32 protein-coding genes are annotated in these 26,749 nt (G+C 34.8%); 23 read left to right on the plus strand and 9 right to left on the minus strand.

Annotation, left to right across the window (positions count from 1 at the left end; all coding sequences use genetic code 11):
- The first annotated feature begins 49 nt into the window (after window positions 1-49).
- Window positions 50-814, plus strand: a complete 765-nt coding sequence (locus UH1x_RS04255) for an alpha/beta fold hydrolase (RefSeq protein WP_036156195.1) — start codon at window positions 50-52, stop codon at window positions 812-814.
- An 11-nt stretch (window positions 815-825) separates the two neighbouring features.
- Window positions 826-1,440, plus strand: a complete 615-nt coding sequence (yihA, locus tag UH1x_RS04260; protein ID WP_036156198.1) for a ribosome biogenesis GTP-binding protein YihA/YsxC — start codon at window positions 826-828, stop codon at window positions 1,438-1,440.
- Window positions 1,441-1,970: 530 nt separating this feature from the next.
- Here the strand turns inward: yihA and UH1x_RS04265 are convergent.
- Window positions 1,971-2,333: a GTPase gene (locus UH1x_RS04265; protein WP_482625314.1), complete on the minus strand. Its 363-nt coding sequence runs from the start codon at window positions 2,331-2,333 to the stop codon at window positions 1,971-1,973.
- A gap of 215 nt (window positions 2,334-2,548) precedes the next feature.
- Between UH1x_RS04265 and UH1x_RS04270 the strand changes: the two genes are divergently transcribed.
- The 18 genes from UH1x_RS04270 to UH1x_RS04355 all read left to right on the plus strand — a co-directional run bounded on the left by UH1x_RS04270 (window position 2,549) and on the right by UH1x_RS04355 (window position 16,186).
- Window positions 2,549-3,436: a hypothetical protein gene (locus tag UH1x_RS04270; protein ID WP_482625316.1), complete on the plus strand. Its 888-nt coding sequence runs from the start codon at window positions 2,549-2,551 to the stop codon at window positions 3,434-3,436.
- A gap of 178 nt (window positions 3,437-3,614) precedes the next feature.
- Entirely contained in the window at window positions 3,615-4,079 is a 465-nt protein-coding gene (locus UH1x_RS04275) for a hypothetical protein (RefSeq protein ID WP_482625318.1), read from the plus strand.
- 218 nt (window positions 4,080-4,297) lie between these two features.
- Complete coding sequence (locus tag UH1x_RS04280; RefSeq protein WP_482625320.1) at window positions 4,298-4,933, plus strand: hypothetical protein; 636 nt, start codon at window positions 4,298-4,300, stop codon at window positions 4,931-4,933.
- Window positions 4,934-5,055: 122 nt separating this feature from the next.
- Window positions 5,056-5,541: a DUF2306 domain-containing protein gene (locus UH1x_RS04285; protein WP_482625321.1), complete on the plus strand. Its 486-nt coding sequence runs from the start codon at window positions 5,056-5,058 to the stop codon at window positions 5,539-5,541.
- A 180-nt stretch (window positions 5,542-5,721) separates the two neighbouring features.
- On the plus strand, window positions 5,722-6,546 hold the full coding sequence (locus tag UH1x_RS04290) for a hypothetical protein (protein WP_482625323.1): 825 nt from the start codon (window positions 5,722-5,724) through the stop codon (window positions 6,544-6,546).
- A 91-nt stretch (window positions 6,547-6,637) separates the two neighbouring features.
- Window positions 6,638-7,096, plus strand: a complete 459-nt coding sequence (locus tag UH1x_RS04295; RefSeq protein ID WP_482625325.1) for a DUF2750 domain-containing protein — start codon at window positions 6,638-6,640, stop codon at window positions 7,094-7,096.
- Between the two features lie 323 nt (window positions 7,097-7,419).
- Window positions 7,420-8,277 (plus strand): TlpA family protein disulfide reductase, encoded by an 858-nt coding sequence (locus tag UH1x_RS04300; protein WP_482625327.1) that lies wholly within the window; start codon window positions 7,420-7,422, stop codon window positions 8,275-8,277.
- A 43-nt stretch (window positions 8,278-8,320) separates the two neighbouring features.
- Window positions 8,321-8,836, plus strand: coding sequence for a hypothetical protein (locus UH1x_RS04305; protein ID WP_482625328.1), 516 nt, complete (start codon window positions 8,321-8,323; stop codon window positions 8,834-8,836).
- A 9-nt stretch (window positions 8,837-8,845) separates the two neighbouring features.
- The gene (locus tag UH1x_RS04310) at window positions 8,846-9,442 is read left to right on the plus strand and encodes a DMP19 family protein (RefSeq protein ID WP_482625330.1); all 597 of its coding nucleotides are present in this window, start codon (window positions 8,846-8,848) and stop codon (window positions 9,440-9,442) included.
- Between the two features lie 17 nt (window positions 9,443-9,459).
- Window positions 9,460-9,948: a P-loop nucleotide/nucleoside kinase family protein gene (locus tag UH1x_RS04315; RefSeq protein WP_482625332.1), complete on the plus strand. Its 489-nt coding sequence runs from the start codon at window positions 9,460-9,462 to the stop codon at window positions 9,946-9,948.
- 69 nt (window positions 9,949-10,017) lie between these two features.
- Window positions 10,018-10,746 (plus strand): zinc-dependent peptidase, encoded by a 729-nt coding sequence (locus UH1x_RS04320; RefSeq protein ID WP_482625334.1) that lies wholly within the window; start codon window positions 10,018-10,020, stop codon window positions 10,744-10,746.
- Window positions 10,747-10,862: 116 nt separating this feature from the next.
- Window positions 10,863-11,366 carry a YegJ family protein gene (locus UH1x_RS04325; protein WP_482625335.1) on the plus strand — a complete coding sequence of 168 codons (504 nt, stop codon included), beginning with the start codon at window positions 10,863-10,865 and terminating at the stop codon, window positions 11,364-11,366.
- Between the two features lie 3 nt (window positions 11,367-11,369).
- The gene (locus UH1x_RS04330) at window positions 11,370-12,269 is read left to right on the plus strand and encodes a DUF6892 domain-containing protein (RefSeq protein ID WP_482625336.1); all 900 of its coding nucleotides are present in this window, start codon (window positions 11,370-11,372) and stop codon (window positions 12,267-12,269) included.
- 61 nt (window positions 12,270-12,330) lie between these two features.
- On the plus strand, window positions 12,331-12,675 hold the full coding sequence (locus UH1x_RS04335; protein ID WP_482625337.1) for a cupin domain-containing protein: 345 nt from the start codon (window positions 12,331-12,333) through the stop codon (window positions 12,673-12,675).
- A gap of 9 nt (window positions 12,676-12,684) precedes the next feature.
- Window positions 12,685-13,086: a group III truncated hemoglobin gene (locus UH1x_RS04340; RefSeq protein WP_036156221.1), complete on the plus strand. Its 402-nt coding sequence runs from the start codon at window positions 12,685-12,687 to the stop codon at window positions 13,084-13,086.
- A 486-nt stretch (window positions 13,087-13,572) separates the two neighbouring features.
- Window positions 13,573-14,208 carry a transglutaminase-like domain-containing protein gene (locus UH1x_RS04345; RefSeq protein WP_482625339.1) on the plus strand — a complete coding sequence of 212 codons (636 nt, stop codon included), beginning with the start codon at window positions 13,573-13,575 and terminating at the stop codon, window positions 14,206-14,208.
- A 69-nt stretch (window positions 14,209-14,277) separates the two neighbouring features.
- Complete coding sequence (locus tag UH1x_RS04350) at window positions 14,278-14,883, plus strand: hypothetical protein (protein ID WP_482625341.1); 606 nt, start codon at window positions 14,278-14,280, stop codon at window positions 14,881-14,883.
- A gap of 643 nt (window positions 14,884-15,526) precedes the next feature.
- The gene (locus UH1x_RS04355) at window positions 15,527-16,186 is read left to right on the plus strand and encodes a DUF2306 domain-containing protein (RefSeq protein WP_482625342.1); all 660 of its coding nucleotides are present in this window, start codon (window positions 15,527-15,529) and stop codon (window positions 16,184-16,186) included.
- Here the strand turns inward: UH1x_RS04355 and gldC are convergent.
- A complete protein-coding gene (gene gldC, locus UH1x_RS04360) occupies window positions 16,183-16,524 on the minus strand; it encodes a gliding motility protein GldC (protein WP_036156228.1) in 342 nt (113 codons plus the stop codon). The genes UH1x_RS04355 and gldC overlap by 4 nt on opposite strands.
- On the minus strand, window positions 16,525-17,502 hold the full coding sequence (gene gldB, locus UH1x_RS04365; protein ID WP_482625343.1) for a gliding motility lipoprotein GldB: 978 nt from the start codon (window positions 17,500-17,502) through the stop codon (window positions 16,525-16,527).
- A 70-nt stretch (window positions 17,503-17,572) separates the two neighbouring features.
- On the opposite strand from gldB, the gene nadE reads away from it, so the two are divergent.
- Window positions 17,573-18,361, plus strand: coding sequence for an NAD(+) synthase (nadE, locus tag UH1x_RS04370; RefSeq protein ID WP_482625345.1), 789 nt, complete (start codon window positions 17,573-17,575; stop codon window positions 18,359-18,361).
- Window positions 18,362-18,527: 166 nt separating this feature from the next.
- A complete protein-coding gene (locus tag UH1x_RS04375) occupies window positions 18,528-19,157 on the plus strand; it encodes a response regulator (RefSeq protein ID WP_036156232.1) in 630 nt (209 codons plus the stop codon).
- Between the two features lie 73 nt (window positions 19,158-19,230).
- Here UH1x_RS04375 and dnaG read toward each other — a convergent pair whose 3' ends face one another.
- A complete protein-coding gene (dnaG, locus tag UH1x_RS04380; protein ID WP_482625346.1) occupies window positions 19,231-21,216 on the minus strand; it encodes a DNA primase in 1,986 nt (661 codons plus the stop codon).
- 68 nt (window positions 21,217-21,284) lie between these two features.
- Here dnaG and UH1x_RS04385 point away from each other — a divergent pair, with 68 nt between their 5' ends.
- Window positions 21,285-21,536 (plus strand): zinc-ribbon domain-containing protein, encoded by a 252-nt coding sequence (locus tag UH1x_RS04385; RefSeq protein ID WP_482625348.1) that lies wholly within the window; start codon window positions 21,285-21,287, stop codon window positions 21,534-21,536.
- Window positions 21,537-21,594: 58 nt separating this feature from the next.
- On the opposite strand, the gene UH1x_RS04390 is transcribed toward UH1x_RS04385, so the two are convergent.
- The 5 genes from UH1x_RS04390 to rlmN form a co-directional block, all read right to left on the minus strand.
- Window positions 21,595-22,674: a porin family protein gene (locus tag UH1x_RS04390; protein ID WP_482625350.1), complete on the minus strand. Its 1,080-nt coding sequence runs from the start codon at window positions 22,672-22,674 to the stop codon at window positions 21,595-21,597.
- Window positions 22,675-22,763: 89 nt separating this feature from the next.
- Entirely contained in the window at window positions 22,764-23,513 is a 750-nt protein-coding gene (locus UH1x_RS04395) for a hypothetical protein (RefSeq protein WP_482625352.1), read from the minus strand.
- Window positions 23,500-24,063, minus strand: a complete 564-nt coding sequence (locus UH1x_RS04400; protein ID WP_324025557.1) for an RNA polymerase sigma factor — start codon at window positions 24,061-24,063, stop codon at window positions 23,500-23,502. Before UH1x_RS04400 ends, UH1x_RS04395 begins: the two co-directional genes overlap by 14 nt.
- 136 nt (window positions 24,064-24,199) lie before the next feature.
- Window positions 24,200-25,177 (minus strand): polyprenyl synthetase family protein, encoded by a 978-nt coding sequence (locus UH1x_RS04405; RefSeq protein ID WP_482626485.1) that lies wholly within the window; start codon window positions 25,175-25,177, stop codon window positions 24,200-24,202.
- Window positions 25,178-25,615: 438 nt separating this feature from the next.
- A complete protein-coding gene (gene rlmN / locus UH1x_RS04410) occupies window positions 25,616-26,659 on the minus strand; it encodes a dual-specificity RNA methyltransferase RlmN (RefSeq protein ID WP_482625354.1) in 1,044 nt (347 codons plus the stop codon).
- Window positions 26,660-26,749: the final 90 nt, after the last annotated feature.

Consider the following 26,749-nt stretch of genomic DNA (forward strand, 5'->3'; position numbering starts at 1 on the left):
TATTCTCGGTAATTACCTATATTTGGACAATTACTGATGAGTAGTGCGCATGGAAAACGAATTGATTAACGACGGAGGATTTAAGTATATAGAAAAAGGCGAAGGAAAACCCATTATTATTCTACACGGATTAATGGGCGGACTCAGTAATTTTGAGGGAGTGAATACTTATTTCCCTCCTAAAGGTTACAAAGTACTGATTCCTGAATTGCCCCTATACTCAATGCCGATGCTAAAGACAACGGTAAAGAATTTTGCCAAATACCTTAAGAAATTCATTGACTACAAAGAGCTGGATGATGTTATTCTTTTAGGCAACTCTTTAGGTGGCCATATTGGTCTTTTACATACTAAATTATACCCGGCCAAAGTAAAAGCTTTGGTGATTACCGGTAGTTCTGGTCTTTATGAAAGTGCTATGGGCGACGGTTACCCAAAACGTGGTGATTATGAGTTCATTAAAAAGAAGGCACAAGATGTTTTCTATGACCCGGCAGTGGCTACCAAAGAAATAGTAGATGAAGTTTTTGCTACGGTCAATGATCGTGTAAAATTGGTGAAGACCTTGGCAATCGCTAAAAGTGCCATTCGCCATAACATGGCGCAAGACCTACCTAGCATGAAAACCCCTACTTGTATTATATGGGGAAAAAATGATACGGTTACTCCGCCAGACGTTGCAGAACTGTTCGATGAGCTTTTACCGAATTCAGATTTATTTTGGATGGATAAATGTGGACATGCACCTATGATGGAGCACCCAGACCAATTCAATACCATTCTTGATGAGTGGTTGACGAAAAACAATTTCTAAATACCCTACGGATGAAAATAAAGTCGGCCGACTTTGTAATGAGCAACTCTGATGTTGCCAAATGCCCTAAAGAGCCTTTACCCGAGTACGCCTTTATTGGTCGTTCTAACGTGGGCAAGTCTTCTTTGATCAATATGTTGACCGAGCGTAAAAGCTTGGCAAAAACATCTGGCAGACCTGGTAAGACACAATTGATCAACCATTTTAAGATCAATGAAAATTGGTTTCTGGTAGATTTACCCGGTTACGGTTATGCACGTGTTTCTAAAAGAGATAAAAATACCTTTCAAAAATACATCACCAATTACTTTTTACAACGAGAGCAGCTAGTGTGTTCTTTTGTGCTTGTAGATATTCGCCATGACCCACAACCTATAGATATGGAGTTCATGCAGTGGATGGGTGAAAACGGAGTACCTTTTGCCATTATCTTCACCAAAGCAGATAAATTAAAACCGAAAGCCATTGAGCGCCAGGTAAAACAATATCTGGACAAACTTTTAGCCGATATGTGGGAAGAAGCACCACCACATTTTGTAACCAGCTCTAGCCACCGTAGCGGTCGTGATGAAGTACTGGCGTACATAGATGATATCAACGAGAAGTTTTTTGAGGCAACGAAGTAGTTGTTGGTTGTTCGTTGTTCGTTGTTCGTTGTTCGTTATTTTAACGCTGCGCGTTTTTTGTATTAAGTACTTGTTCTAGTATTCAGTTGACAGTTGGCAGTAACAGTTGACAGTAACAGTTGGCAGTAACAGTTGGCAGTAACAGTTGGCAGTAACAGTTGGCAGTAACAGTTGGCAGTATCAGTTGGCAGTATCAGTTGGCAGTTTTTTTTAACGCTGCGCGTTTTTTGTATTACGTATCAAGTACAAAGTACATAGTTGTTTGTGTTAGTTCTTTGTACTTCGTACTCAGAGCTGTTCGCTTTATGCTATTCTCTTTGCACTGCACATCCACTACTTAATACGTTGTACTTATTACTTTGTACTCTTTAATTACTTACGACTTCATACGCTGTACTTTTTACTCTTTAAAACCGAAATGTCACTTCGAGCGCAGTCGAGAACTTTGGAACACGAATCACTTCGGCTACGCCCAGCGACCGAGTAAGCTCAGAGACTAAGTAAGACCAACAACCGACAACCAAAAACCATCAACTAAGCGTAGCGATCAACTCCTCCACTGTCTCCATAGCGTTCAACTTCTCGGCAGACACCAATACCTCTAGGTCATGATTTGTTTCTACCAGTATAATAGGATAGGTATACTTATGCCCAAATTTGCTTTTATAGCTTTCTTGAAATTCATCTTTATGAAAGAATTCTAACTCGTAGCCTTTTGCTAACAAGCTCTCTCTAAACCCTTTCCACTGTTTGTTCTCGGTAAAACTGCCATAGGTTAAGCTACAGAGATTGCAGTTATAGGTAGCTGGGTTAATGATTTTATGGGCGAAATCTAGCATTTTACTGCCCGTATCGCTATTGGCATTATAGATAAATAGAATTTTCTTTGACATGACCTTTTGGTCGCAAAAATACCCAAACCATACATAATTTTTGACCAATTATGGTTTCCCGTATTACAGTGTGAAATGTTAATTGTAGGTTTATTCTTTAGTGTTATATTAGAAGTGTAATTACACATATTTCTGAATATAGGGGAATATGCGTAATTGTACACATACACCATAGTTGGCAGTAATTTAGCAGAACCTCAATACAAAAATCATAAATGGAAAAAACTTGGGCATCTGGAGCTTTAGAATTATTAAAACACGCTGATGAGCATATTAATAAAGAACAAGCATTTGACAAAAGAATTGCTTTTATAAGTATAGACAACTCGGTTGAAACAGCAATTAGAACCTTTATTTTTATGCCATTTAGTCTATCTAAAGTTAAATTTTCATTTAAAGAAAAAGACGAAATCGGAAATTCATTTCCAAAAATGGTTAATCTATTAAGTGAAAAAGCAAGTAACAAAATATCTGGAATAGAATTATCTGACATAGAATTTTATCATAGGCTAAGAAATCAATTATATCACGAAGGAACAGGACTAAGCGTTGACAAAAATCATCTTGAAGCATATAGAACTATTGGAGAATTATTACTTAAAAACCTTTTTGAAATTGAATTTAATTATACTACTAAAGACAAATCGCTTCCTAGTTTAATCATATTTTGGGAAGAAATAGACAAATTGATAAAGAGGTTATTTTTCATAAATAATATTGATTTTAGTAAGACATTCAAATGGGAAGAAGCTCTGCAAAAAAAGATATTGACTAAACACCAAATAACATTATTTAATGAACTAAAAAAAATCAGAAATGAGCAAGTTCATTCATTACCAACTGAAATTAATTTAACAAGAATTTCTTACGGAATAGAAATAGCGACTGAATTAAGAAATAGTCTTGAAAAAGAAATGAAAGATAAAATTCTAAATTTCTTTAAAGAAAATCCAACAGAAGTATTCGCTGTAAGAGCTATTGGTCATATATTTTCAATTTCAAGAAGTTATGCATCTCACCTCATTGAAACTTTAGAGCAAGAAGAAAAAATTGTATCCGGAATTGAAGAAGAAAGTGGAATTACATTCTTTCAAATATGTTAATCGGAAAACAAAAACTACTGCCAACACCGTATAAAAATAATGCTTAGTTTAGTGCTTAATCAAGAGTTCGTGCACTTTTGTTACGTCTGATTTTCCTGCGGAAAATCCTCGCAAACAAAACCGCACTATTCTTATACATAAACGTTGTACACAAGCTGACAAAAAAAAAACCTCTTAAATGAAATTTAAACTTCTTGTACTAATAATTATTGGAGTTTTCGGTAACGTATTTGGTCAAAATTTGAATATGGTCATTGATGTAAATGACCGATTGGTAACAACAGAAATTGCACGTGTTTATCTAAGCTTTGAATATGCCGAAGGGACAAAAGATAGGATTGCAATTGGATATCATCCTGGAGAATTAATTTTGGAAAAAGAATCGTGGGAGAAAATTCAGGCGGATAAAACAGAGAAAATTACATTAACATTTGATTATTATACTTTGAAAAAAGGAAATCAAGAAGTCGCAAATTTTGAAGTTGAAATGAAGAAAGGACATTTTGATAATAGATATCTCATTTTACATGTATATGATTTTAGAGAAAAGAAATATCGAAAGAAATACGGTTGTCTAACAGATGCTGAATACATAACTGATTTTAATTATCCTCAAGGTGGAATTTTAATTAGCTGTGGATAAAAAAGCCTGTGTACAACAAAACCTAAACGTAATGCGGACTTTAGGGCAAAACCGAAAGGTCTGTGTATATTTAGAATGTCGCTAAATCTTATGGATTTAGCTTTGGACAAGAAAAAATAAAACTAAACCAAAAGCTTTAGCTTAGTGCGCAGACGGAAACGAAAAGTTTCCTTGCCTCCTCACTACGATTAGCCCAACCGTTGTAACACATACGAGAAATGAAGACAGTAATAATAATTTTGGTCGTTTTGATAGTCTTGATTTTGGCGTATACGCAAATGAATAAAACGGAAAATAAATCAAACTCTGATTTAACCGAAATCAAAAACTCTTCAAAAGAAATTAAAGGAACAATCTTTTATCACGAAGACGATTTTGGACAAGTAGAAATTATTCCAAATGAAAATTTTGATAGACTAATTAAAGAGGCAGAAAACGTAAAAGACTTTGCGGAAAAGCATTTTGACGGAGGAAGTTTTACTGATATGTATGTTAGAGAAGAAAGCGGCCTAAAACTCGAAGAGCGGAAAATAAAAGTTTCTGAACTTAATGAAATACTATCTAAACTATTTGTAGAAAAACATACAATAGCAACAACTGGAATTAGACCTGACGAAATGTTGAGTAAAAACACGTTTGGATATGGCGAAAATTACAATGGACTGTTCTTTGATTTTAACCAAGACATAGTTTCTAATATCTGGATTTCAGGGAGATTAGACGTGAATGACGAAAAGCTAATAAGCGTATTAAATGAAATAGGAACGAAATGGAATTTGCTACTTATGGATTGGAATTCACTCGAACTAATTGACTTGAAAAATAAAGAGCAGATAAAAAAGTATGTGGAATAGTACGTGTTACAACAACGTGTATAAATTAAAAACAACTCGTCGCTAAAATTCTACATTTGAGAAACAAAAAGAATGTTAATAATTGCAACAATATTAGATTTGGATTAAAAGTTATTAATTAAATGGAAAACCTAGTCGGAAATAATATTGGATTAGTTCACTTAATTTCATCTTGTTTTGCTCTAATATTTGGGACTTATATTCTAATTGCGAAAAAAGGAACAAAACAACATATCAAAATTGGATACTTATATGCAACAAGTATGGTAATTCTGATACTGACTGCTTTTATGATTTATAGATTATTCAATGGTTGGGGAATATTTCATTACACAACTATGTTGAGCTTAATTTCAATTATTCTAGGAATGGTTCCCATTTGGATTAAAAAACCAGTAAATAAATGGAAATATCTTCATTTTTCATTTATGTATTGGTCCGTTATTGGACTTTATGCAGCGTTTGCAGCAGAAATTTTAGTAAGAATACCAGAAACCCCATTCTTTGGAATGGTTGGAATAGCAACAGGAATAATAATGTTAGTTGGAGGAATTATTTTTGGAATTAACAAAGCGAAATGGGAAAAAGTATTTGGTATTGAAAAATAACGAAATGCAAACAAAGAACTGAGGTAAAAAACAAACAAATTCTTCTGTAATCTGAGACAACATCATTGTAGGCTCATATATTCAAAAAACAGATTCCTGAGCTTTTTTATTTCAATCTCTTTAAAACACAACTAATCATTTACAAAAACGTTAGCTATAATTCAAAATAATAAAAATACAATGCAGTTCAATTCTAGTCAGAAATTCAAAAACTCAAATATTTATGGATTGTCTGAATTGAAACCTGCGGCTACAAAACTCATTTTAGAACCTAAAACTGAGTTAATAGAACTTTTAAAACTGACATTATTCGACTTGACTTTAAAGCAGGTTTTAAGAATCAAGAAAGCTCAATTAAAATCTCACCCAAGAGACCCATATTTAAGAGAATATATAGTTGTAGAAACTGGAAAAAATTTCACAAAATACAAGCCAAATAAATTTGAAGAATATTTTACAGGACTGATAGACGAGGATAGCTATTTCAAATTAAAGCCTTACTTAAGAGCCATATTCAAAAATATACCATCTGAATACCAATATAAAAAAGAGATTGTTCGTGATTTAAAACTGAAATCTTATTTTAAAAGTGATTTAGTTTCAAGTATTTTTTCATTGTTCAAAACCAATTTCAAGGGAAATAATCTAAAAAAAGAGCTACGAGAGTACCTAGATGAAGCAGATGAAAATATTGTAACCTTTATTGAAAACGAACCAAATAAGGCATTAGAATTAATTCTATTTCTTCAAGGAAACATCTTTCTTCTTAAGAACTTAAAATTTGAACTTTTAGAAAAACTCAAATCAATATCTCCAGTAATCTCAAATAATAATGATGATAACTTTTTAAACGATTGGTATTGGATCGATTTTATCTACGACCCTGACCTTTCATTTTCTGATTTATTCACTGATATATCTGAAATGTTCCATACCATCGATGATTACTTCGATTTTGACAGTGGCGGAGATTGGGGTGGAGATTATGACTTTGACATTGACTAATAAAAATGGAATGTGAATCACAAAAATTAAAATTACCTTAGTCATCAATTCAACAAATCATTTAAAACAACATTTCCCACAAAAACAATACATGGAACAACAAGGTTCAGATATCATTGAAAATAGATACAAGAAATTTATAAAAACGGTTTGCGAAACAGACATTGTTTATGCGCTGCAAAATCATGAAGGCTTTGCCACCTCAGCTTCTGCGCATTATGAAAATGAACGTGGTAAACCTGTTGATATTCTATGTTTTTGGGCAGAAAATGGCAGAGCAAAATCTTGCACCATAAACCATTGGGCGAACTACCAGATTACAGAAATAGCATTAGTAGATTTTATAGAAAATTGGGGTGTAGGCATGGAAAATGACGGCATATTAGCAGGTATTGAATTCGACCAAAATATGTTTGGCTACGAAGCAAAACCTTTAGATTTAATTCTTGCCTTAGTTGCGGAAATAAAAGCGACCAATAAAGAACTACCGCTGCAAAAATTTGAAAATATTGCCGATTTAGAAGAACAGGCGAAAGAGGCGAATGGGTAATATAAACTGACCTTTCTTATCGTTAAACCTATTAGATAAGTGTTTTAAGAAAAATAAAAAGGTCCATCTAAATTTGACATAAAGCTTTTAATCACTCAAGAATCAAGCATTAGAAAACTTGAAATTTACAAATGGCATAAGTTCTCTAAACTGTTAACCAATACAAAGTGTCATACTTAAGTTTTTATAGATAGTATTGGACAAAGCTAATTGGTAAGATTTTATTTACAAATTTGACATAATTAACTTAAATTAAGCGAGTGTTAATTTCATTTTAATTGTACCTAAACCAATTAAGCTTCTTTTTAAACCACTATATATCTATGAAAAATCTACTCATTCTATTACTAGTTATCTGTTTTACATCTTGCAAGGAAAATAAAACTTCACAAAAAACAAGTATTGAAAATGAAGCACTCAAATTAGATGTCGATGTAGACATAAATGTTTTAGAATCGGACTGGGAAAAGTGGTGGGATTATCATATAAATAACATCATTTTATCTTCAGAATTTATTGCTATAAACGATAAATCTGAAACCATTAGTAAAGACGATTTTCTAAAATCTTTGACTACTGGAGATTATATAGCCGTAAAACTTGTTGCTCCAGACAATGTAAAGAAATACCAACTCTACAAATTACCTAACTCTGCAGACAAACAAATTGGAAATACTATTAAAACCATTTCAGAGGGAATCTACACTAAATTTAAAATGGAAGGAACTCCATTTCCTAATTTTAATTTCACCGATTTAAACGGAAAAGTTTACACCAATGATAATACCAAAGGAAAAACTTTAATTTTTAAATGTTGGTTTATTAATTGTAAACCTTGTGTAGCTGAATTTCCTGAGTTAAATGAGTTCGCCGACGAATATTCAAAAAGAGAAGATGTTGAATTTATAAGTTTGGCATTAGACGATAAGGCTGCATTAGATAGATTCTTCACCAAGAAAATTTTTAAATATAATACTGTACCTAACCAAGAAGATTTTATTGAAAATAAACTTTTCGTCAAAGGCTACCCTACTCACATTGTAGTTAATGAAAATGGCAGTATTGAAAAGGTAGTAAGCAAAGCAACGGAGCTAATTTCTTTTTTGGAAAATGGTGATATTTTACAAACAACAGATTATAAAGAATCCCTAACGCCCCCGCCTCCAGCACCTATGCAATAGTTTTCATAACAAAAACCTCCAAATTAAGACTAACCAAAACCAAATGAAAAAACCACTATTATTAATTGCTTCCCTATTTCTATTCATAACTTCTTGCAGCGAAAGCAAACCTGCAAAATTTGAAAGAGACGGGGTTTTAATAACCAGCCCAACAGGTTGGGAAATTACAGATCAAGAAAACATAGATGATCAAGGATATTACCTTTCTATAGAAAAAGATGGTTTTGATTCTAGTGGCATTGTAACTATGACATGGATCAATGGTGAAATTGACCTTGGTGAATGGGCGTATATTTTTCAAGAAGAATTGACGAATAATATTATTTATAGAAATTCTAACATTCAATTTGAAGATGCCGTTGACGATACCTATAACGACATTGATACTTCTTCCATAGGGTTTACCGCAAGTATTCTAGGCTTAGATCATGAAGGTAATATTCACTTCTTTTATAAGGGCAATAAAACTTTTGCAATTCTAATACAAGAAGCTATGGAAGATAATGTGACAAATAAACCAGGCTTTGATTTGATTGAGAAGGGTTTTAGAGTTGAATAATCAGATATTATGATATTTAAAAATTCAAAAAAAAGCGGTTATAAATTAGCATCCATATTTATTTTAGGGATATCTATATTCATTTTTAATAGTTGTAAGAATAACAGTAAGGTAGAGAATAGAAAAGTTGATACATCTGAACAAAAAGATATAAGTGAAATCGTAAGTGAAGTGGATTTTGAAAGCCTATTTTCGTTGGAAGACAACCGAGATTTTTCAATAGCTTTATATGAAATTCTTGCAAATAGGTACGAAAAGAATCCAGATTCGATGAATCATATTGAATGGAATTTATTTTTGAGTATGAATTTAGAAAATGCAGGTCAATCAGGAACTATACTCACTTTTTTAGAAGAATGGTTTCCAGAGCAAAGAGAACAGGTAATTCTATCATTAACTGAAATAGGTGCAATTAAATCTGCGGCAACCATAAAACTTGCAGTAGCATTACTACCTAAAGACGGCACTTCTTTTTTTAAAAATGCAACCAAAAGCTCAGAACAATTAATGCTGACATTCGATAGTACATTTTCAGACTATCCAGATGGATCAATGCCGGACTTATATCGTACTTATGCTGAAAAGCATAGAGACAAATTTAATTAACCTCGCAATAACCAATCATGCTACACCTCATCGTCGGGAATACAGGATCAGGTAAAACTACCTACTCCAACAAACTTAAAAAGAAAACCAAAGGCGTGCTCTTTTCTATTGACACTTGGAACAAAACCTTATTTCTACCAGACAAAACCGAAAGCGACGGATTAGAATGGTTTTTAGAACGTATAGAGCGGGCAGAGAAAATGATTTTGAACGTGGTAAGGCAATTAGAAGAATCTGATACAGACGCTATTTTAGATTTGGGCTTATCTAAATTTGAACATCGCGAGAAGTTTAGAGCTTTTGCAGCTTCTAATGGATTCGAAATTCAACTTCACTTTTTAGATATTTCTAAAGAAACCAGATGGCAACGTGTACAACAGCGCAACACCGAAAAAGGAGCTACGTTTGATTTTGAAGTTAGCCAAGAGAATTTCGATTTCATGGAAACCTGGTTTGAAAAACCTACCGAAAATGAACTAAAAGGTAGTGTCATTATCACCGAATAATACTAATTTTACGCCAGCGTTCTTCGCTAAACCTCATCAAAAAAACATACTCCTAACCAAACCAGTTACTTGAACGTAAAACATACTTTCGTCAACTTTTTTCTAAAATCTAGCAGCAAGCATGAATGCCATGAAGTGCTTAGCAAATGGAATGTGTATTATACCGCCTTATCCAAAAAACACCAACAGTCTTTTGTGGTGAGAACTTTGTTGTTCTTAAATACTACAAATTTTGGCTCTAAGGAAGGTTTTGAACTTACGACAGAAATGAAACTGGTCATTTCCAGTGCTTTTGTTGAGATTACTTTTGGTCTAAAGCAAGATGTTTTAAGCATCTTTAAAACCGTATTCGTTACTCCATCTTCATACGCATACACAGGCAGAGATGTTTTATATGATGGTGATGTAAATACGGTTACCAAGCGTGTAAACATGTCATGGCCTGCCGTAGAGAAGGGTTTTATCATTAACGATGACGGACTAAACATTGCCATACACGAATTCAGCCATTGCCTGATTATTGAACATGCTAAAGGTTCCTACTTCTCTAAGGTATTCAATGATACGGATCTTAACGCTTGGAAAGAATTGGCAACAAAAAAAATACCTCTTATTCGTGCCGGTAAATACACCATTTTCAGGGATTATGGTGGTACTAACCTAATGGAGCTTTTTGCTATTACGTTAGAAACGTTTTTTGAGCAACCTCATGAGTTTTATTCTTATTCACCTACCTTTTACCGTACCACCGCCAAGGTGCTTAAACAAGACCCACGGAACGGCAAAAACCCGAAGTAACCTCACTTGGTTTAGAACTAATGGAATTCTTGTTGATTAAGTGAAACAATAGAAAGAATATTCCGTTGTGCTTGGTAGTACCACAATTCACATTAAATTATACAGAAACTTATCCTATGAAGAAATCGCTAATTTTTATCGCATCACTACTTTTTATGCTAACTTCTTGCAAAGAAGGTTCTGCCGATAAAACGGAACGCTCTGGCGAACCAGATGTTTACAATGTGGAAGATGATGATGCTAGAATGAACCAAGCCATTGTAGATGCTAAAAATTCTATTGATGAATTTAAAGAGGCATTAGCCAGCGAGAATCCTGATCAATCATTTTTTACCATTAAACAGAAATTTGATGCGGATGGTGGTGCTGAACATATTTGGGTAGGTGACATTCAATTAATAGATAATGACTTTATGGGTATCATTGCCAATGAACCCATGTACACCAACCAAGTTCAATTAGGTGATACCATTACCGTAAAGCGATCTAATATTAGTGATTGGATGTATTATGAAGAAGGCAAAGTAGTTGGCGGATTTACCATTCGCGCTATACGCGACGGATTATCCCCTGAAGAACAAGCACAATTTGATGCTGAAAACGGACTTATATTTAAATAACTTATGTTCTCTTTCTTAAAGAAAAAACCGAAACCTATACATATTGTAGGTACTGATGAGCAACTTCTTATTAATGACATTGCCGTAACTTTCCCAACAAACTACGAGACGTTAGTTTCGGCTTTTGGGGAACCTTCACGTACCGGAAAGACTAAACTTTCTAAAAGTCCGGTAATTTGTTGGGATTATGAAGGTGTATACTGCTCATGTGGTAGTTATGGAAACATATTCAGTTTTAGCCTTATACTTTCTAAGAAACATGAACTTGATCTGCCTCCTAAAAATAAATTTTCAGGATCTATCATCATTAATAATAAAGAAGTGCAGTTCAATGATTTTTCAAAAATCAAGCAATCTAACTATATAGTCAGTAAACTAACTTATAAAGGTCAAGAAGAACCATATGCGCTTTCGTTAGGTGCCAATTTAGAAGACAAAAAAGAAATACCGAAAGATAAATACATACTACGACCGCTAGCAGAGGAGCATATTGAATTTACGGACTTCGGGTTTAAATTAGCGGTTATTGAAGAATTGATGTACACCCAAGAGGTACTTCATCCTAAATTTGAATTGTACGAATTTATAGAATGGTATACCGAACGAGAAATTGATATTGAAGAAGAGGGCTATGAACCTATTGCAGAAGTAACCCAGTTCTTTAGAGATATTAAAATACCTAAACATATGGCGCCTCTTTTGACCGAAATTTACCAAGATGGCGGAAACGATGTTTACATGAACCTACTACGATTTGGTAGTGGTAGTGAAGATTACTGGGATATTAAAAGTGCAGTAGATGCAAAACAATTTCCCAATCTAAAAAAAGCTACTTTGTGCTATGCCGAAGACGCCGTGTTCGATGAAATGATTGCCCTAGGTATTGATGCCGAGAGTTTATAATTACCTGAGAAGTGTCATAGTTTAGCATACCAACGTTTTATACTATTGTAAAAACACAAGCATGCAAAAGGTATCTTTTACTGAAAATTTAGATTTTAACGATGATAAAATAGTCTCCAAAGTTCTTTTAGAAACTTCTTTCTCAAAAGAGATTAGAATTCTTTTAAAGAAAGGACAACTTATGAAAGAGCACAAGGCTCCTTTTTCCATTATTTTACATATGGTTGAAGGGAGTATTGACTTTGGTGTTGAAGGCAAAGTTCATATGCTAAAACAAGGAGATATCATTACCTTAGCTGCCAATGTTCCGCATGACCTTTTAGCAAAATCCGACAGTATAGTGCGTCTTACCCTTTCTAAACAAGATGCCGCTGAACGAGTAGAAAAAGTTGTTGCCGATTCATAAAAAGAGACTATGACCCAAATTACCAATAGAGAAGATGTGCGTGTATTGGTACATACCTTTTACGATAAAATACGGCAAAATGAAATGCTAGGACCCATTTTCAACGGACATATTACCGATGAGCAATGGCCTACGCATTTAAGCAAACTCACCGATTTTTGGGAGTCTAATCTTTTTGGTGTCCGCACGTTCAGGGGGAGTCCGTCCAAGGCCCACGTCAAGGTCGATAAAAATCTTCATCATTCCATATCACAAGACCACTTTGCACAATGGCTACAACTTTGGTTCGAAACCATTGACGAACTGTACGAGGGTGAATTGGCTACGAGAGCTAAAGACATGGCCCGCAGAATGTCTACAGGGCAGTATATCCACATTTGGCAAAGTAGACCGGAAGAGTTTAAGAACTAGGTTTTAGGTTTTAGTAGGCAGTATTCAGTAACAGTATTCAGTATCAGTTGGCAGTATCAGTGTTCAGTGTTCAGTTGACAGTGGGTTAGTGTTTAGCTAGTTCTAGCTATTGGCTGTTGGCTGTTGGCTATTGGCTATTGGCTATTGGCTATTGGCTATTGGCTATTGGCTATTGGCTATTGGCTATTGGCTATTGGCTATGTAAACAATTTAGCTTAGCTAAATACAAATTAAAAACAAGTCTAACATCTATACTCTATTTTCTATCTTCGATTTTCTCCCTTTAAACTTTACAATTATTACTTAATACTTTGTACTTAATACTGATTTTAAGCTTCTAATAAAACAAGTCTATTCTCTATCATCTATTTTCTCTATTCCACTTTACAATAGCTACTTAATTTAAACCCTCTAACATTGACGAACCATGTATGCCAAAACTATTTCGTAAATTGAACATGAAACATTTTTCAAATTGAAACTTCTATGGACTACCTATCCCCTACCTATTTTTTTGATTATGAAAGTGACGAGATACAAGATTTAGTATCGGATTTTAAAAACACTTCACATTCCGAAAAGGAAATTACTATCGCACTTTACAACAAAGTACGCGATACATGGCGATATGATCCATATAGCTTAAGCTTCAACAAAGAAAAATACCGAGCCAGTGAAATAGTAAAACGCCCAAAAGGTCATTGTATCGATAAGTCTATTATCTTAATTGCAGGACTTCGTGCCCTAGGTATACCCGCTAGAATCCATTTGGCGAAAGTTAAAAACCATATTGGCGTAGAACGATTAATAGAGAAATTCGGTTCTAACGAACTTACGCCCCATGGAATGGTGGATGCTTATATTAACGGCAAATGGCTGAAACTCTCCCCTTCCTTCAATGCATCTTTATGTAAAATGCTTAATGTTGCTCCTTTAGATTTTGATGGCGAAAATGATGCTGTTTTACAAGAATTCAGTGCAGACGGAACACAATTTATGGAGTACCTAGAAGATTACGGTCACTTTGAAGATGTGCCGATGGAATTTATGGAACGGAATGCACGAGAACACTACCCAAATATTTTTGACCCCAATAGTAACCAGACCGAGTTTCAATTGTAGGTTTTAACAAACTTTAATATTCAAAACTTCACCAATCTACTTTACAGATTATTTTTTATAGTACATTCGATGGAAAATACAATTCCCTTGAAAAAATTCATCTTTACATTATTCATAGCATTTTCATCTTCATTGGTATTTGCTCAAGAGCCAATGGCATGGACGCCAGATTATGAGTTACAACTGAGTGACTACCAATCTCCAGAATCGGAAATCGACTCTACGCTTACCTCCTATTCTATTTATTCAGGTGCTAAAATTGATTTTAGTTTTAACATGAATTCGGTCTCTTTCATGTTCACCAAAAACTTCAACGACAAAGTAAAAGCTATTTTTCAAAGAAATTTGGCTGTTTTGGTTGCTCCAGATTCGTTGACCGCAAATCAATTATTACAATTTGGTCGGTACGATTTTGATCTGGTAGAGCTATATTCCAGAAAAATTCGAAAGAAAATTTACGAGGAAAAAGGTGCTTTTAGCGACGCTAGTTTATTTCAACCTATTTTCAATGAGCTACAAGAGGAAATGAACACTGTAAGCGCTCAAGTCTTTAAAGCAACCGATTTTGGCAAGGACACCGAGTTACTGCAAAAAGAACATAACAAGGTGATTGATGAAATCAATGCCCTTTCCGATTTTTGCATGACCTGTAAGCCGAAGAAGAATAGGAAGTAGTTGTTCGTTGATGGTTGTTCGTTGATGGTTGTTCGTTGATGGTTGTTCGTTGATGGTTGTTCGTTGATGGTTGTTCGTTGATGGTTGTTCGTTGATGGTTGTTCGTTGATGGTTGTTCGTTGATGGTTGTTCGTTGATGGTTGTTCGTTGATGGTTGTTCGTTGATGGTTGTTTAAACGCTTCGCGTTTTTTGTATTAAGTATTAAGTATTAAGTATTAAGTATTAACCCGTTCGGAATATCTTTTGTCTATAAAAATTGGTACTACGCACCTTTCACTATGGTAAAATGAAATGTCAGTTCGAGTGAATTTTCGAAGTATGAGAAAATTTGCCTGCCTGCCGATGTGCAGGTATCGAGAACCTTTACGTATACCAAACCTGTTCTCGATACAATTTTATGCTTCCGCTATGCTACATCATAAAACCACTCGAACTGACATTGTTAATATAAAGACCACAGATTGCCAAATCGCAAAACACTCCTTTCAATGACATAAACTTTTTACTAAAGACTTTGTATCTAATACTTTTTACTCATTACCTCTCAGCACAACTCAGCAACCAAAATCCTCAATTGAGTAACTTATCTTCACTTCTGAACAATGATTACTTCATCTTTGAGTAACATAAAACAAACCGACCATGGAGAACATCATTACAATATTCATTTACATACACGCCTTTTTTGGTGGTGTGGGACTTATTACCGGTATTGCAAGTATCATTGTAAAAAAAGGACAGCAAAACCATAAACGACTGGGCAAATGGTTTTCTTGGTCTATGATTATAAGCTCTGCTATTTCTTTGGTGGTGGCTAGAATGCCCAATCACATCAATACCTTTTTATTCCTAATTGGCATTTTTACCATTTACATGGTAATGGCAGGTAATAGAGCACTTACCTTTAAATCGACCAAAAAAACAAAAGCGAACTTGACCGATATTTTAGTTTCAGCAATTATGGCTGTTTGCGCGCTATTAATGATTGGTTTTGGTACTACCGGACTTATACAAGGATATTCTCACAGTATCCTATATCTAGTATTTGGTCTAACCGGTCTCTTTTTAACCTTTGGCGACTACAAACTATTTAAGACCACATTAGAAAACAGAAAACTTTGGCTCATAAATCACCTAAGCAGAATGTTAGGTGCTCTAATAGCCTCGGTTACCGCATTTATAGTAGCAGGTATGCACCAAGATAATCTTTGGTCATGGCTTACTCCGTCCGTATTAGGAACTGCCTATATTATCTATTGGATAAAAAAAACAAAAGGAAAAAAGAAGTTGAAAACTGCTTAACCTTGATCTTTAAGATTTAGGTTTTCTGCGAAGTAATCACAGAAATCTTTCATGGTAGCAGTCATTTTTTCGTCTTGTGTTGCCTTTAGAAAAGTATCTGACAAAGAAACCAAGGTTTGGTGAAAGAAGGTCTTCATCTCATCTACAGGCATATCTTTAGTCCATAGGTCAATTTTTAAAGACTCTTGGTTTTTGCTATCCCAAACGGATAATAGCATTGCCTTTGCGGCTTCATTCTCTATACCACCGTCTTGTGCAGACCAGTTTAATGTTTCCGGAATTCTATTCTCATCTAATCCTACGCGCAGTGTAATTTCTGAAGTATGTAAATCTGCCATCTAATTTCTCGGTTTGTAATTTGATTTCTTAAATATTTCATCCGCAGGCATTGGCATTAACTGCATCATGCTTACATCATTGTTTTCCATAAAGGCACGTACTATTTGCCAGCCTATATAACGACCTAACCTTCCTGGCGACTCATTGTCCAACTCTAATCCAAATTTAGAAAAGGGTGCTGGTTCTAAAAATCGTTGATTTAATTTGTTATCGGTGCTATATAGATATTCGTTCTCTATAAAGTTTCTCCACATAGGCTCTTCATTCGCAATTGCCCAGTCTATTTCTTCTTGAGAATACCCAATTTTTTTTCCATCGCTGGCCTCCGGCATCAATTTATCCTTAAGGTAGAGTTCTTTTCCAAAATAAACCATACGCGCAAGGTATGTGCGGTCTCTAGGTCTTGGTACAACCTGCTTGGCAAATGCGCTTGCAACATCACTAACTAGATAATTGCGATCTAAGGATTGTGCTATGTAACGCTGAAAACCACCATAGTACTTATGCTCAGACCCCAAGTAATTATCAAGGCTGATGAACAACAAACTATCCGTTAAAATAATTCTGTTATTATAATCAACATCATTGGTTACCGTTAGTATTTTTGGAACCTTATACTGCGGAAAATAGTATTTAATATGCTTGAACAATTGTACCAAACCTTCTTGTTCATCTTCAAAACTACGAAATGCATTACCCACCTCTTGAAATAACTCTATCTGAAGCGAATCTTGCATTTTTGCGATCCAAACACTATCTGGTGCTGGAAACAAGTACGGATATGTTTTACGTAATCCCGGCAAACCTTTTTCACCTGCAGCGGCGAACTCACGATCAAATCGAGAAATCTTTAGGTCCATCGGTATAGCGGCAATCTCTTTTGCTACCTTATCACTATCATTACAGCTAGAAAGAATGAAAAAAACTGATAATAGCATAAAAATAGGTTTGACCTTGGCAAGTATTTTAAAATACATTTTATTATTTACAGTGTTCAACTTATTTTTAGGGCAAAGTTAATTGATTTTACTAAATAATTAGAGCGGTATGCAAACGGAAAAGGTAATTGAGCACATTGTTAAATGGTTAAAAGATTATGCTACAAATGCAAAACAGAAAGGTTTTGTAATTGGCGTGTCTGGCGGAATTGATTCTGCTGTTACTTCCACCCTCTGCGCAAAGACGGGTTTAGACCTACTTTGTCTAGAGATGCCAATTCACCAAGCGGAGAACCAAAGTGATCGTGCTTCTAGACATATTGACTGGTTAATTGCCAATTTTCCGAATGTTAGAAGACAACCAGTTAATCTTACACCGGTATTCGATAGTTTAGTGGATGCACTACCAACGGTTGATAATGAGGAAGACAGATTTATGTCTTTAGCCAATACAAGAGCTCGTTTACGTATGACCAGTTTGTACTACTTTGCCGCTCTAGAAAGATATTTGGTAGCAGGTACAGGAAATAAAGTGGAAGACTTTGGAGTAGGATTTTATACTAAATATGGCGATGGTGGGGTAGATTTAAGCCCGATAGCCGACTTAATGAAGACCGAAGTATATGATATTGCAAAGGCATTAGGTGTAAATGAAGAAATTATAAAGGCAGCACCAACGGATGGTTTATGGGGTGATGATAGAACAGACGAAGATCAGATAGGAGCCTCTTATCCTGAACTAGAATGGGCAATGACCATGAAAGACGAGGGTAAAAAAATTGATGATTTTGAGGGTAGAAAAAAGGAAGTTTATACTATCTTTACAAGGTTAAATACAATGAACCAGCATAAAATGCTACCTATACCGGTTTGTGAGATACCAAAAGAGTTAAAATAACAACTCAACTAAGAATCAGGGTATTAAATCGAAAATAAAGTCTAAAATTTTACGTTAAAAGTAAAATAATGCAACTTTGACTTCTAATTTAGAATTTTAAGCCTTACATTGCATGTTGTCTTTTCATACAAAAGAAAGTCCTGAATTCTATATAAAAAAATAATTAATGATCAAAGTTTTAATAGCGGATAACCATCCTATCATAAGAATGGGAGTTAGGAAGGTTCTAGAATCCGCTGAGGGATTTGAACTGATCGATGAGGTAGCTACTACCGAAGAACTTTTTGAAAAACTCAAAGACACAACCCCCGATGTGGTCATGCTAGAAATGGATATTCCAGATATTAATGGAATAGCGGCATTACGCAAAATCAAAAAAGATTACGCAGACGTAAAAGTACTTATGTACAGCGGACAATCTGAAGATGTTTATGCCCTTAGCGCCATAAGAGCCGGTGCTTTTGGATATTTATCTAAATCTTCTGGTGTAGAATACATTACTGCAGCAGTAACTAAAGTAAGTGAAGGTAGCATGTTCATTACAAACGAACTTGCACAACGTCTTGCTTTTGATGAAGGAACTAAAAAACCAAGAAGGTTCTTTAGAAAACTATCAACTAGAGAAATAGAAGTATTAAAACTTTTAGCTAGTGGTAAACGTAACAAAGAAGTTGCATTAGGCTTGAACCTAAATGAAAAAACAGTTAGTACCTATAAAGCTCGTTTAATGAAAAAATTAAATGTAGACAACATGGTAGATTTATTACAACAGGCAAAAGCCTTAGAATTGTACTAAATTCTTACAACTGAATAAAATAAAAAAAGACCTGCTTTTAGCAGGTCTTTTTATTTATACACTCTTCCCTATTTTATGATAACACCCTATTCAGTTTTTTATTCAACAACTTATTCAACTGAATGTAGTTCATAATCTCCTCTAGCACTTCCCTATGATCCGTAGTAGAATCTTCAGTAGTGTTTTGCAAAGTGTTCATCCTCTTTTTTATCAAAAAACAACGTAGCGTGAGTATGGTCTCACTTACTAACTGTGCCACACCTATTTCCTTACTCTTGGGGAAAATTTCCTTTCGCTCCCAATCATGCAAAATGTAACGTTCTTCTTCCATTAAAATAGAAGATATTTGATTGGCCATTTCTTGCTCTAGACTATTGACGAATGTAGTTATGGAAAATTCCTCCTTTTCATTTAAAGCCTCTATTAACCTAGCATACATTTTACGAAAATCTTCATTGGCCAGCTCTATTTCATCTTCCTGCAGATCCAAGTAGATTTTCTCGTACACCTTAATTTCTGATATTTCCGGCTCCAGTACTAAATCTCCGGCATCATTTTCTTTTAAAACCAGGTCTTCAAACTGCTCTTTATGATTACCATACAGCATAAGCGATTCAATAATTTTTCGCTCTAACAAATACTGTACATCTACTTTTTCTTGTTTTTCCTCATTGGTATTGCGAACAACATCAAAAGCCTTTTGCTCTTCTTTTTGTTGTGCTTGTACATTTTTATCTTCCTTCTTACCTATCTGCGCTAGTGTATTGAACAATACAGCTTCAGATATATTCATGATCTGTGCGCACTCTTGTATATAAATCTCTTTTTGAATACGATCGGGAATCTTAGCTATACTGTTCACGATATCCCTTACTGTATCCGCCCTTTTAATTGGGTCGTTATCCGCCTCTTTTACAAGTAGTGACGCCTTAAACTGTATAAAATCTTTAGAGTTGTCATTAAGATATGTCATGACATCATCTAGCTCATTATTCTTAGCAAAACTATCTGGATCTTCACCTTCTGGGAATGTACATACACGTACATTCATACCCTGCTCCAAAATTAAATCTATACCACGAAGCGATGCACGCAGACCTGCCGCATCCCCATCAAACAACACAGTTATATTTTTGGTCAATCTGTTGATCAACCTAATTTGCTCTGGCGTTAATGCCGTACCACTAGAAGACACCACGTTATCAATACCACGTTGCGCAAATTGAATAACATCCGTATAGCCCTCTACTAAATAACAATTATCTTCTTTTGCAATAGACTGCTTTGCATGGTAAATACCATACAACACCTTACTCTTATGGTAAATCTCACTTTCGGGAGAATTCAGATATTTGGCTGCCTTTTTCTCGTTCGTTAAAATACGTCCGCCAAAACCTAGTACACGACCACTTAACGAGTGAATAGGAAACATAACCCGGCCTTTAAATCGGTCAAACTTTCTTGAACCGTTTGGGTTGTTAGGATCTTCTTTGACAATAGTGAGTCCCGTTTTTGAGAGGTATTCCAGCTTATACCCCTTATCTAATGCTGCAGTTGTAAAACCGTCCCATTGATCAAGACAATATCCTAATTCAAATTTCTTAATAGTTTCATCTGTAAAACCACGCTCTTTGAAATAGCTTAAACCAATTGCCTTACCCAACTCAGATTCCCACAACATTTCCTTAAAATGTGTTTGGGCGAATTCAGATACCAGATACATGCTTTCGCGCTCACTGGCTTGCTCTTTTTGTTCGTTAGACTGTTCTGTCTCCTCTACTTCAATATTGTATTTCTTTGCTAAATACTTTATAGCCTCAGGATAGGTGAAATGCTCGTGCTCCATTAAAAAAGCAACCACATTACCCCCTTTTCCACTACTGAAATCTTTCCAAATCTGTTTTACGGGAGATACCATAAAACTTGGGGAACGTTCATCTGTAAACGGACTAAGACCTTTAAAATTAGAGCCTGATTTCTTCAACTGTACAAAATCACCAATTACCTCTTCTAAACGAGCGGTTTCATAAACTTTATCTATGGTAATTTTTGAAATCATATTGCTACCTAAGCCCTCTGAAGGAGGGAAATAAATTTGTGTAAATTAGAACATCAAAAATAACAATAATGATTCTATTCTTTGGTACTAGACCTGGAAAGCCCAAAACTAAACATCTTTTTAATTGTGAATGCCCATATTGTAAACAACTAGGGACGTTGATAGCTGTTACCCAAAAGAACTACTTTCATATTTTTTGGATCAAGCTTTTTAAAATTTCTAGTACTACTACCATAGAATGTAGTCACTGTAAACGTGGTTATTATGAGAATGAGTTTACCGAAGAGATGAATTTAGAACTTTCTAAAACAACTGATTAGCTGCAGTAATCGGTAATTAAACACGGCACCACAGCTAATTAGATTGATGAATATTTTATTAAAGGTCGAAACGAAGACCCAAGGAAACATTTCGTTGTTCTACAGCTGCATCTTTAAAAATAGGATTTAAATCATACTTCACATATAATAGAAAACCGTCAACACCGGCGTAGGCACTTAAACCATAAATTAAATCATTGGTATTATAGCTACGCTTCAACTTATCCTTTACATTATCACCGTCAAGGTTGTATTTTAATTTTTGACGTGTGCCTAAATTAAATCCTCCATAACCCCCAACTCCGACTCTGAATTGGTTCTTTAAAGAGTATCTCATCTTTTTTTCGCTTGTACTCTGTTTTGATGGTCCAAACTCGAAATGCATAGGAAAAACCAGGTTATCCATTCTGAATTTCGACTTGTCTAACTCATATTCAAACTCTTGTAGTTCTGATTGTCCGTTTTCCAGTGACACCAAATACTGATTATCTTTAGGTTTTAAACCATTAAACTGAAATGAGAATCCATAATTGAATCTTAAGAAATTTGTGTTTTTAAATACTCTGGTACGCCATTGCCATCCCATTTCAAAAAATCTACTACCTCCTATTTTATAAGGTGAATCATTAAGAGACCGACCTTCAACTATGGCATTATTTAGACCCACTGCAATTACCAAATCTGAATATGTTCTTCTATCATAAATAGGTTCTTTTCTATTCTGGTTTTCATTAAGTCTAAAACCCAGTAGTTTACCTCCATCCTTATCATCACCAAATCCGATTTGAAATGCAAATTTATAATTCAAGGTATCCAATTCTTTCACTTCGCCATTGTTCCTTTCTAGCAATGAAATTTTATTGTTGATAATAGCAATTCTATCTTCAATATTTAACGCATGCTTTTCAGCTGCTTTCATTTTCAAATCATCCGCCTCTTCTTGTGTAATTTCTCCACCCTCTAACTGTTTTACTATTTCCGCTATTTCAAATTTTAATGCTTCTTTCTCTTGCCTAGTAATACTAAGCTTCTGCTCTTTTAAAATATCGATTGTCTTTTGATAATCTTCTTGCGCTACTGAATTTTGCACCATAAAGAGTGTCAGCAACACCATTAAATACATTGTAATTGTTCTCATTTCGATTTTGATTTTTTTGATGAATAAAACTCCGCTCCCTGTCCCTATAGCATTTTATAGAGATGTAGGATAAAACGATTTGTGATTGATTAATTATTGCGGTCTGCCACTGCAGTTCGCACTTTTATAAAACCGGCTTTTAGGGAATCAAAAATTTGGTCTCGGAAAGATTGATCAAGTTCTTCTTCAACCTCTGTCAACAAAGCCATTGCATCGACAGTATTATCTGTATTAAATATTCGTTCTCTTAAAATTTCATCTTGTGCCCGTTTCAATAATGAATCTACTTCTGCATCTGTAACCACGCTACTTTGCTCCAAAACATCTACTTGAGCTACTATATCCGCAACTTTGGAATTAATGATTTCATCTGATACTTCTAATTTAGTATTGGAAATATCCGTAGATACATGTTCTACTGCAGCTACTTCTATAGCATCATTTAAATTGATATTCTCTTTTGTATTAGGCACTTCAACTTCTACCTTTTCTACAGGTATACTCTCCGTCTTAGTTTCTGTTTGCAGAACAACTATTTGTTCTTCTTTAAGATGAGCTGGGTCTTTAATGATTACCTCTTCGACCTTATCTTCGTTTTCTATCTCTACCAATTCTATTGGTGATTCGTTTAACTCATTAGTATCATTAAAATAAAATAATGCAACACCCAACAACACTATAACGCTAGCGGCAACACCCATCCATAAATACACAGGTTTCTTCTTTGTATCATCATCTTTTAATTCTGATGCTATTTTAGACCACCCATTTTCTGACGGATTAATCTCCCGTTCTTGAAACTTGGTTTTTATATGTTTTTCAAATTTATCGGTTTCCATACCCTATAATATTTTGTTGCCTTAATTGATCTTGAAGCAATTTTCGGGCTTTTAATAACTGAGTTTTTGAAGTGCTTTCGGTTATAGAAAGCATTTCTGCAATTTCTTTATGCTTATACCCTTCTACAGTATACAGTACAAACACCATTTTATAGCCTTGTGGTAAAGCATCTATCAATTGTTGAATATGCTCTGTATCTAAATCTGTACTTTGCGATATTTCTTCAGATTGATTCTTTTCGTACACCTCATCATCATACACTACAAACTGTTGTTTTCGTAAATAAGAGATACTTTCCCTGATCATTATCCGCCGTAACCAACCTTCAAAACTACCTTCAAACTTAAATGTATCTAGCTTGTTGAACATTTTCAGAAAACCTTGCACCATTACATCTTCTGCAAAATGAATATCTTTAATATACTGACGGCAGACACTCAACATTTTTGGAGCATGTTTTTTATACAAACGCTCTTGCGCATCGCGGTTACCCGATGTTGCTTTTTTAATGAGCTGCTTCTCGTTTTTATAAAAAGGTATAATTTTCAAAATATTGGTTTGGTCTTCTATTAGCATAGACGCAGAAGAAGAACATATAGTTGCCTGAAGATAAATAAAAATTAAAAATAATTTACAACCAACTGAAATACAATTAATTAAACTTAAAAATTATTAATAGAAATATTTACTTTTTACGATCTACCACATAGTTTACCATCAATTCCAATGCACTTTTGTACTCAGATTCTGGATATTCACTTAGCAGTCCCAAAGCCTCATCTTTATACTGTAACATTTTAGTTACCGCATAATCCAATCCGCCTTTTTCTTTTACAAAAGCAATAACTTCCTTGACGCGCTTTTTATCTTGGTTATGATTTTTGATAGAATTGATGACCCAGCTTTTCTCTTTTTTGGTACAGTGGTTTAGCGCATATATTAATGGCAACGTCATTTTTTGCTCTTTAATATCAATACCGGTTGGCTTTCCTATTTGTTTGGTTCCATAATCAAAAAGGTCATCTTTGATCTGAAATGCCATTCCGCAGAGTTCTCCGAATTTCCTGAAAATTTCTACATCTTCGCTTTCTGGCTTTACTGAACAAGCACCGAGAGAACAGCATGCTGCTATCAATGTTGCCGTTTTTTGTCTGATAATATCATAATAGACATCTTCGGTGATATCTAAACGTCTAGCTTTCTCTATTTGCAACAACTCGCCTTCGCTCATTTCACGAACGGCAACAGAGATAATTTTAAGTAAATCGAAATCTTCATTATCTATAGAAAGTAAAAGACCTTTAGACAACAAGTAATCGCCTACTAAAACAGCTATCTTATTTTTCCACAGCGCATTTATGGAGAAGAATCCTCTACGCTTATTGCTTTCATCGACCACATCATCATGTACCAATGTTGCGGTATGTATTAGCTCTATAACCGATGCTCCGCGATAGGTACGCTCGTTCACCTCTCCGTTATTCAGCATTTTTGCCGTTAGAAAAACGAACATAGGGCGCATTTGCTTTCCCTTGCGGTTTACAATATAATGGGTGATTCTATTGAGTAGTGCAACCTGAGAGGTCATTGAATCTCTAAACTTCGATTCAAACAACTCCATTTCCTGATAGACAGGTTCCTTTATTTGTGCTACTATTTTCAGTTGCTCTGTATTAGAACGCTAAAATTAGTCAAAAGCTAGCAGTTAACAGTACTAGGAAAGGAGATAATGGTTTAAAGGGATTGGTTGTTGGTTGTTGGTTGTTGGTTGTTGGTTGTTGGTTGTTGGTTGTTGGTTGTTGGTTGTTGGTTGTTGGTTGTTGGTTGTTGGTTGTTGGTTGTTGGTTGTTGGTTGTTGGTTTAAACGCTTCGCGTTTTTAGTATTAAGTATAAAGTACTAAGATGTTAGGTTAGCTATTACTCTTTTAATTCATATTACTTAATACTTTGTATTTTCTAAGTTTAGCTTTGCTAAATATAACACTTCGTAACAAGTCTGTTTTCTAAACTCTATATTCTCTTTTCTAACTTCAGACTTCCTACTTAATACTCTTTACTTTGAACTTTCCACTTCGTACCTCGCACTAATTACTTTGTACTTCTAACTTTTATTCGCTAACTGCCCGCATGCGGCATCAATATCCTTTCCTCTAGAACGACGAACCGTTACTACAATATTATTCTTCTCCAATGAATTTACGTAGCGGTCTATGGCTGCGTTTGAGGCTTGTTTGAACTCTCCGTCATCAATGGGATTATATTCTATTAAATTTACTTTTGATGGTGCAAAACGACAGAATTCTACCAAAGCATCTACATCTTTTTGTGTATCGTTGATTCCGTCCCAAACTACATATTCATACGTAATCCGACTTCTTGTTTTTTCATACCAATATTGTAACGACTCTCTTAAATCGCTTAAGGTAAACTTGGCATTGAACGGCATTATAGAAGTACGTATTTCATCTACAGCGGAATGTAAAGAAACCGCCAGTTTGAATTTTACTTCATCGTCTGCCATTTTACGAATCAACTTTGGCACACCAGAAGTGGAAACGGTAATTCGCTTTGGAGACATTGCCAATCCGTCAGAGGAAGTAATCTTATCAATTGCCTTCAATACATTGTTATAGTTCATTAAAGGCTCTCCCATCCCCATAAAAACGATATTGCTTAATGGTCTTTCAAAATACAATCTACTTTCATTGTCAATAGCAACTACTTGATCGTATATTTCATCGGGATTCAAATTACGCATTCGTTTTAAACGAGACGTTGCACAGAACCTACAGTCTAAACTACAACCTACCTGACTAGATACACAGGCAGTGGTTCTTGATTTTGTAGGAATCAATACCGACTCCACAATTAAATCGTCATGCAAACGAACGGCATTTTTAATGGTACCGTCACTACTACGCTGCATTTGATCTACCTTAATATGGTTGATAACAAAATTAGCTTCTAGCATTTCCCTGGTTTCTTTTGACAGATTTGTCATTACATCAAAAGAATAAGCGGCTTTTTGCCATAACCATTCGTAAACTTGATTACCACGAAAAGCTTTGTCACCATTAGAAACAAAGAACTCCCTAAGCTGCTCTCGCGTTAGTGCCCGGATATCTTTTTTCTTTATTTCTTCCATCTGTTTAAAGGTAGGTATTACTAGTGATAAAAATCCCGCTTTCTCAATATGTAGATAAAGCGGGATTTTAAATTTGTCCTTATAAAATAA

This window comes from Maribacter sp. UH1, from assembly GCF_056839145.1.

Excerpts from the sequence above, each read along its gene's own strand:
- UH1x_RS04335 (WP_482625337.1), top strand. The coding sequence starts at position 12,331 with ATGCAAAAGGTATCTTTTACTGAAAATTTAGATTTTAACGATGATAAA.
- UH1x_RS04315 (WP_482625332.1), top strand. The coding sequence starts at position 9,460 with ATGCTACACCTCATCGTCGGGAATACAGGATCAGGTAAAACTACCTAC.
- UH1x_RS04265 (WP_482625314.1), bottom strand. The coding sequence starts at position 2,333 with ATGTCAAAGAAAATTCTATTTATCTATAATGCCAATAGCGATACGGGC.
- UH1x_RS04275 (WP_482625318.1), top strand. The coding sequence starts at position 3,615 with ATGAAATTTAAACTTCTTGTACTAATAATTATTGGAGTTTTCGGTAAC.
- UH1x_RS04255 (WP_036156195.1), top strand. The coding sequence starts at position 50 with ATGGAAAACGAATTGATTAACGACGGAGGATTTAAGTATATAGAAAAA.
- UH1x_RS04345 (WP_482625339.1), top strand. The coding sequence starts at position 13,573 with ATGGACTACCTATCCCCTACCTATTTTTTTGATTATGAAAGTGACGAG.
- UH1x_RS04385 (WP_482625348.1), top strand. The coding sequence starts at position 21,285 with ATGATTCTATTCTTTGGTACTAGACCTGGAAAGCCCAAAACTAAACAT.
- UH1x_RS04285 (WP_482625321.1), top strand. The coding sequence starts at position 5,056 with ATGGAAAACCTAGTCGGAAATAATATTGGATTAGTTCACTTAATTTCA.
- UH1x_RS04300 (WP_482625327.1), top strand. The coding sequence starts at position 7,420 with ATGAAAAATCTACTCATTCTATTACTAGTTATCTGTTTTACATCTTGC.
- UH1x_RS04325 (WP_482625335.1), top strand. The coding sequence starts at position 10,863 with ATGAAGAAATCGCTAATTTTTATCGCATCACTACTTTTTATGCTAACT.
- UH1x_RS04375 (WP_036156232.1), top strand. The coding sequence starts at position 18,528 with ATGATCAAAGTTTTAATAGCGGATAACCATCCTATCATAAGAATGGGA.
- UH1x_RS04305 (WP_482625328.1), top strand. The coding sequence starts at position 8,321 with ATGAAAAAACCACTATTATTAATTGCTTCCCTATTTCTATTCATAACT.
- UH1x_RS04390 (WP_482625350.1), bottom strand. The coding sequence starts at position 22,674 with ATGAGAACAATTACAATGTATTTAATGGTGTTGCTGACACTCTTTATG.
- rlmN (WP_482625354.1), bottom strand. The coding sequence starts at position 26,659 with ATGGAAGAAATAAAGAAAAAAGATATCCGGGCACTAACGCGAGAGCAG.
- UH1x_RS04355 (WP_482625342.1), top strand. The coding sequence starts at position 15,527 with ATGGAGAACATCATTACAATATTCATTTACATACACGCCTTTTTTGGT.
- UH1x_RS04350 (WP_482625341.1), top strand. The coding sequence starts at position 14,278 with ATGGAAAATACAATTCCCTTGAAAAAATTCATCTTTACATTATTCATA.
- nadE (WP_482625345.1), top strand. The coding sequence starts at position 17,573 with ATGCAAACGGAAAAGGTAATTGAGCACATTGTTAAATGGTTAAAAGAT.
- UH1x_RS04395 (WP_482625352.1), bottom strand. The coding sequence starts at position 23,513 with ATGGAAACCGATAAATTTGAAAAACATATAAAAACCAAGTTTCAAGAA.
- gldB (WP_482625343.1), bottom strand. The coding sequence starts at position 17,502 with ATGTATTTTAAAATACTTGCCAAGGTCAAACCTATTTTTATGCTATTA.
- UH1x_RS04340 (WP_036156221.1), top strand. The coding sequence starts at position 12,685 with ATGACCCAAATTACCAATAGAGAAGATGTGCGTGTATTGGTACATACC.
- UH1x_RS04290 (WP_482625323.1), top strand. The coding sequence starts at position 5,722 with ATGCAGTTCAATTCTAGTCAGAAATTCAAAAACTCAAATATTTATGGA.
- dnaG (WP_482625346.1), bottom strand. The coding sequence starts at position 21,216 with ATGATTTCAAAAATTACCATAGATAAAGTTTATGAAACCGCTCGTTTA.
- UH1x_RS04310 (WP_482625330.1), top strand. The coding sequence starts at position 8,846 with ATGATATTTAAAAATTCAAAAAAAAGCGGTTATAAATTAGCATCCATA.
- UH1x_RS04270 (WP_482625316.1), top strand. The coding sequence starts at position 2,549 with ATGGAAAAAACTTGGGCATCTGGAGCTTTAGAATTATTAAAACACGCT.
- UH1x_RS04330 (WP_482625336.1), top strand. The coding sequence starts at position 11,370 with ATGTTCTCTTTCTTAAAGAAAAAACCGAAACCTATACATATTGTAGGT.
- gldC (WP_036156228.1), bottom strand. The coding sequence starts at position 16,524 with ATGGCAGATTTACATACTTCAGAAATTACACTGCGCGTAGGATTAGAT.
- yihA (WP_036156198.1), top strand. The coding sequence starts at position 826 with ATGAAAATAAAGTCGGCCGACTTTGTAATGAGCAACTCTGATGTTGCC.
- UH1x_RS04295 (WP_482625325.1), top strand. The coding sequence starts at position 6,638 with ATGGAACAACAAGGTTCAGATATCATTGAAAATAGATACAAGAAATTT.
- UH1x_RS04280 (WP_482625320.1), top strand. The coding sequence starts at position 4,298 with ATGAAGACAGTAATAATAATTTTGGTCGTTTTGATAGTCTTGATTTTG.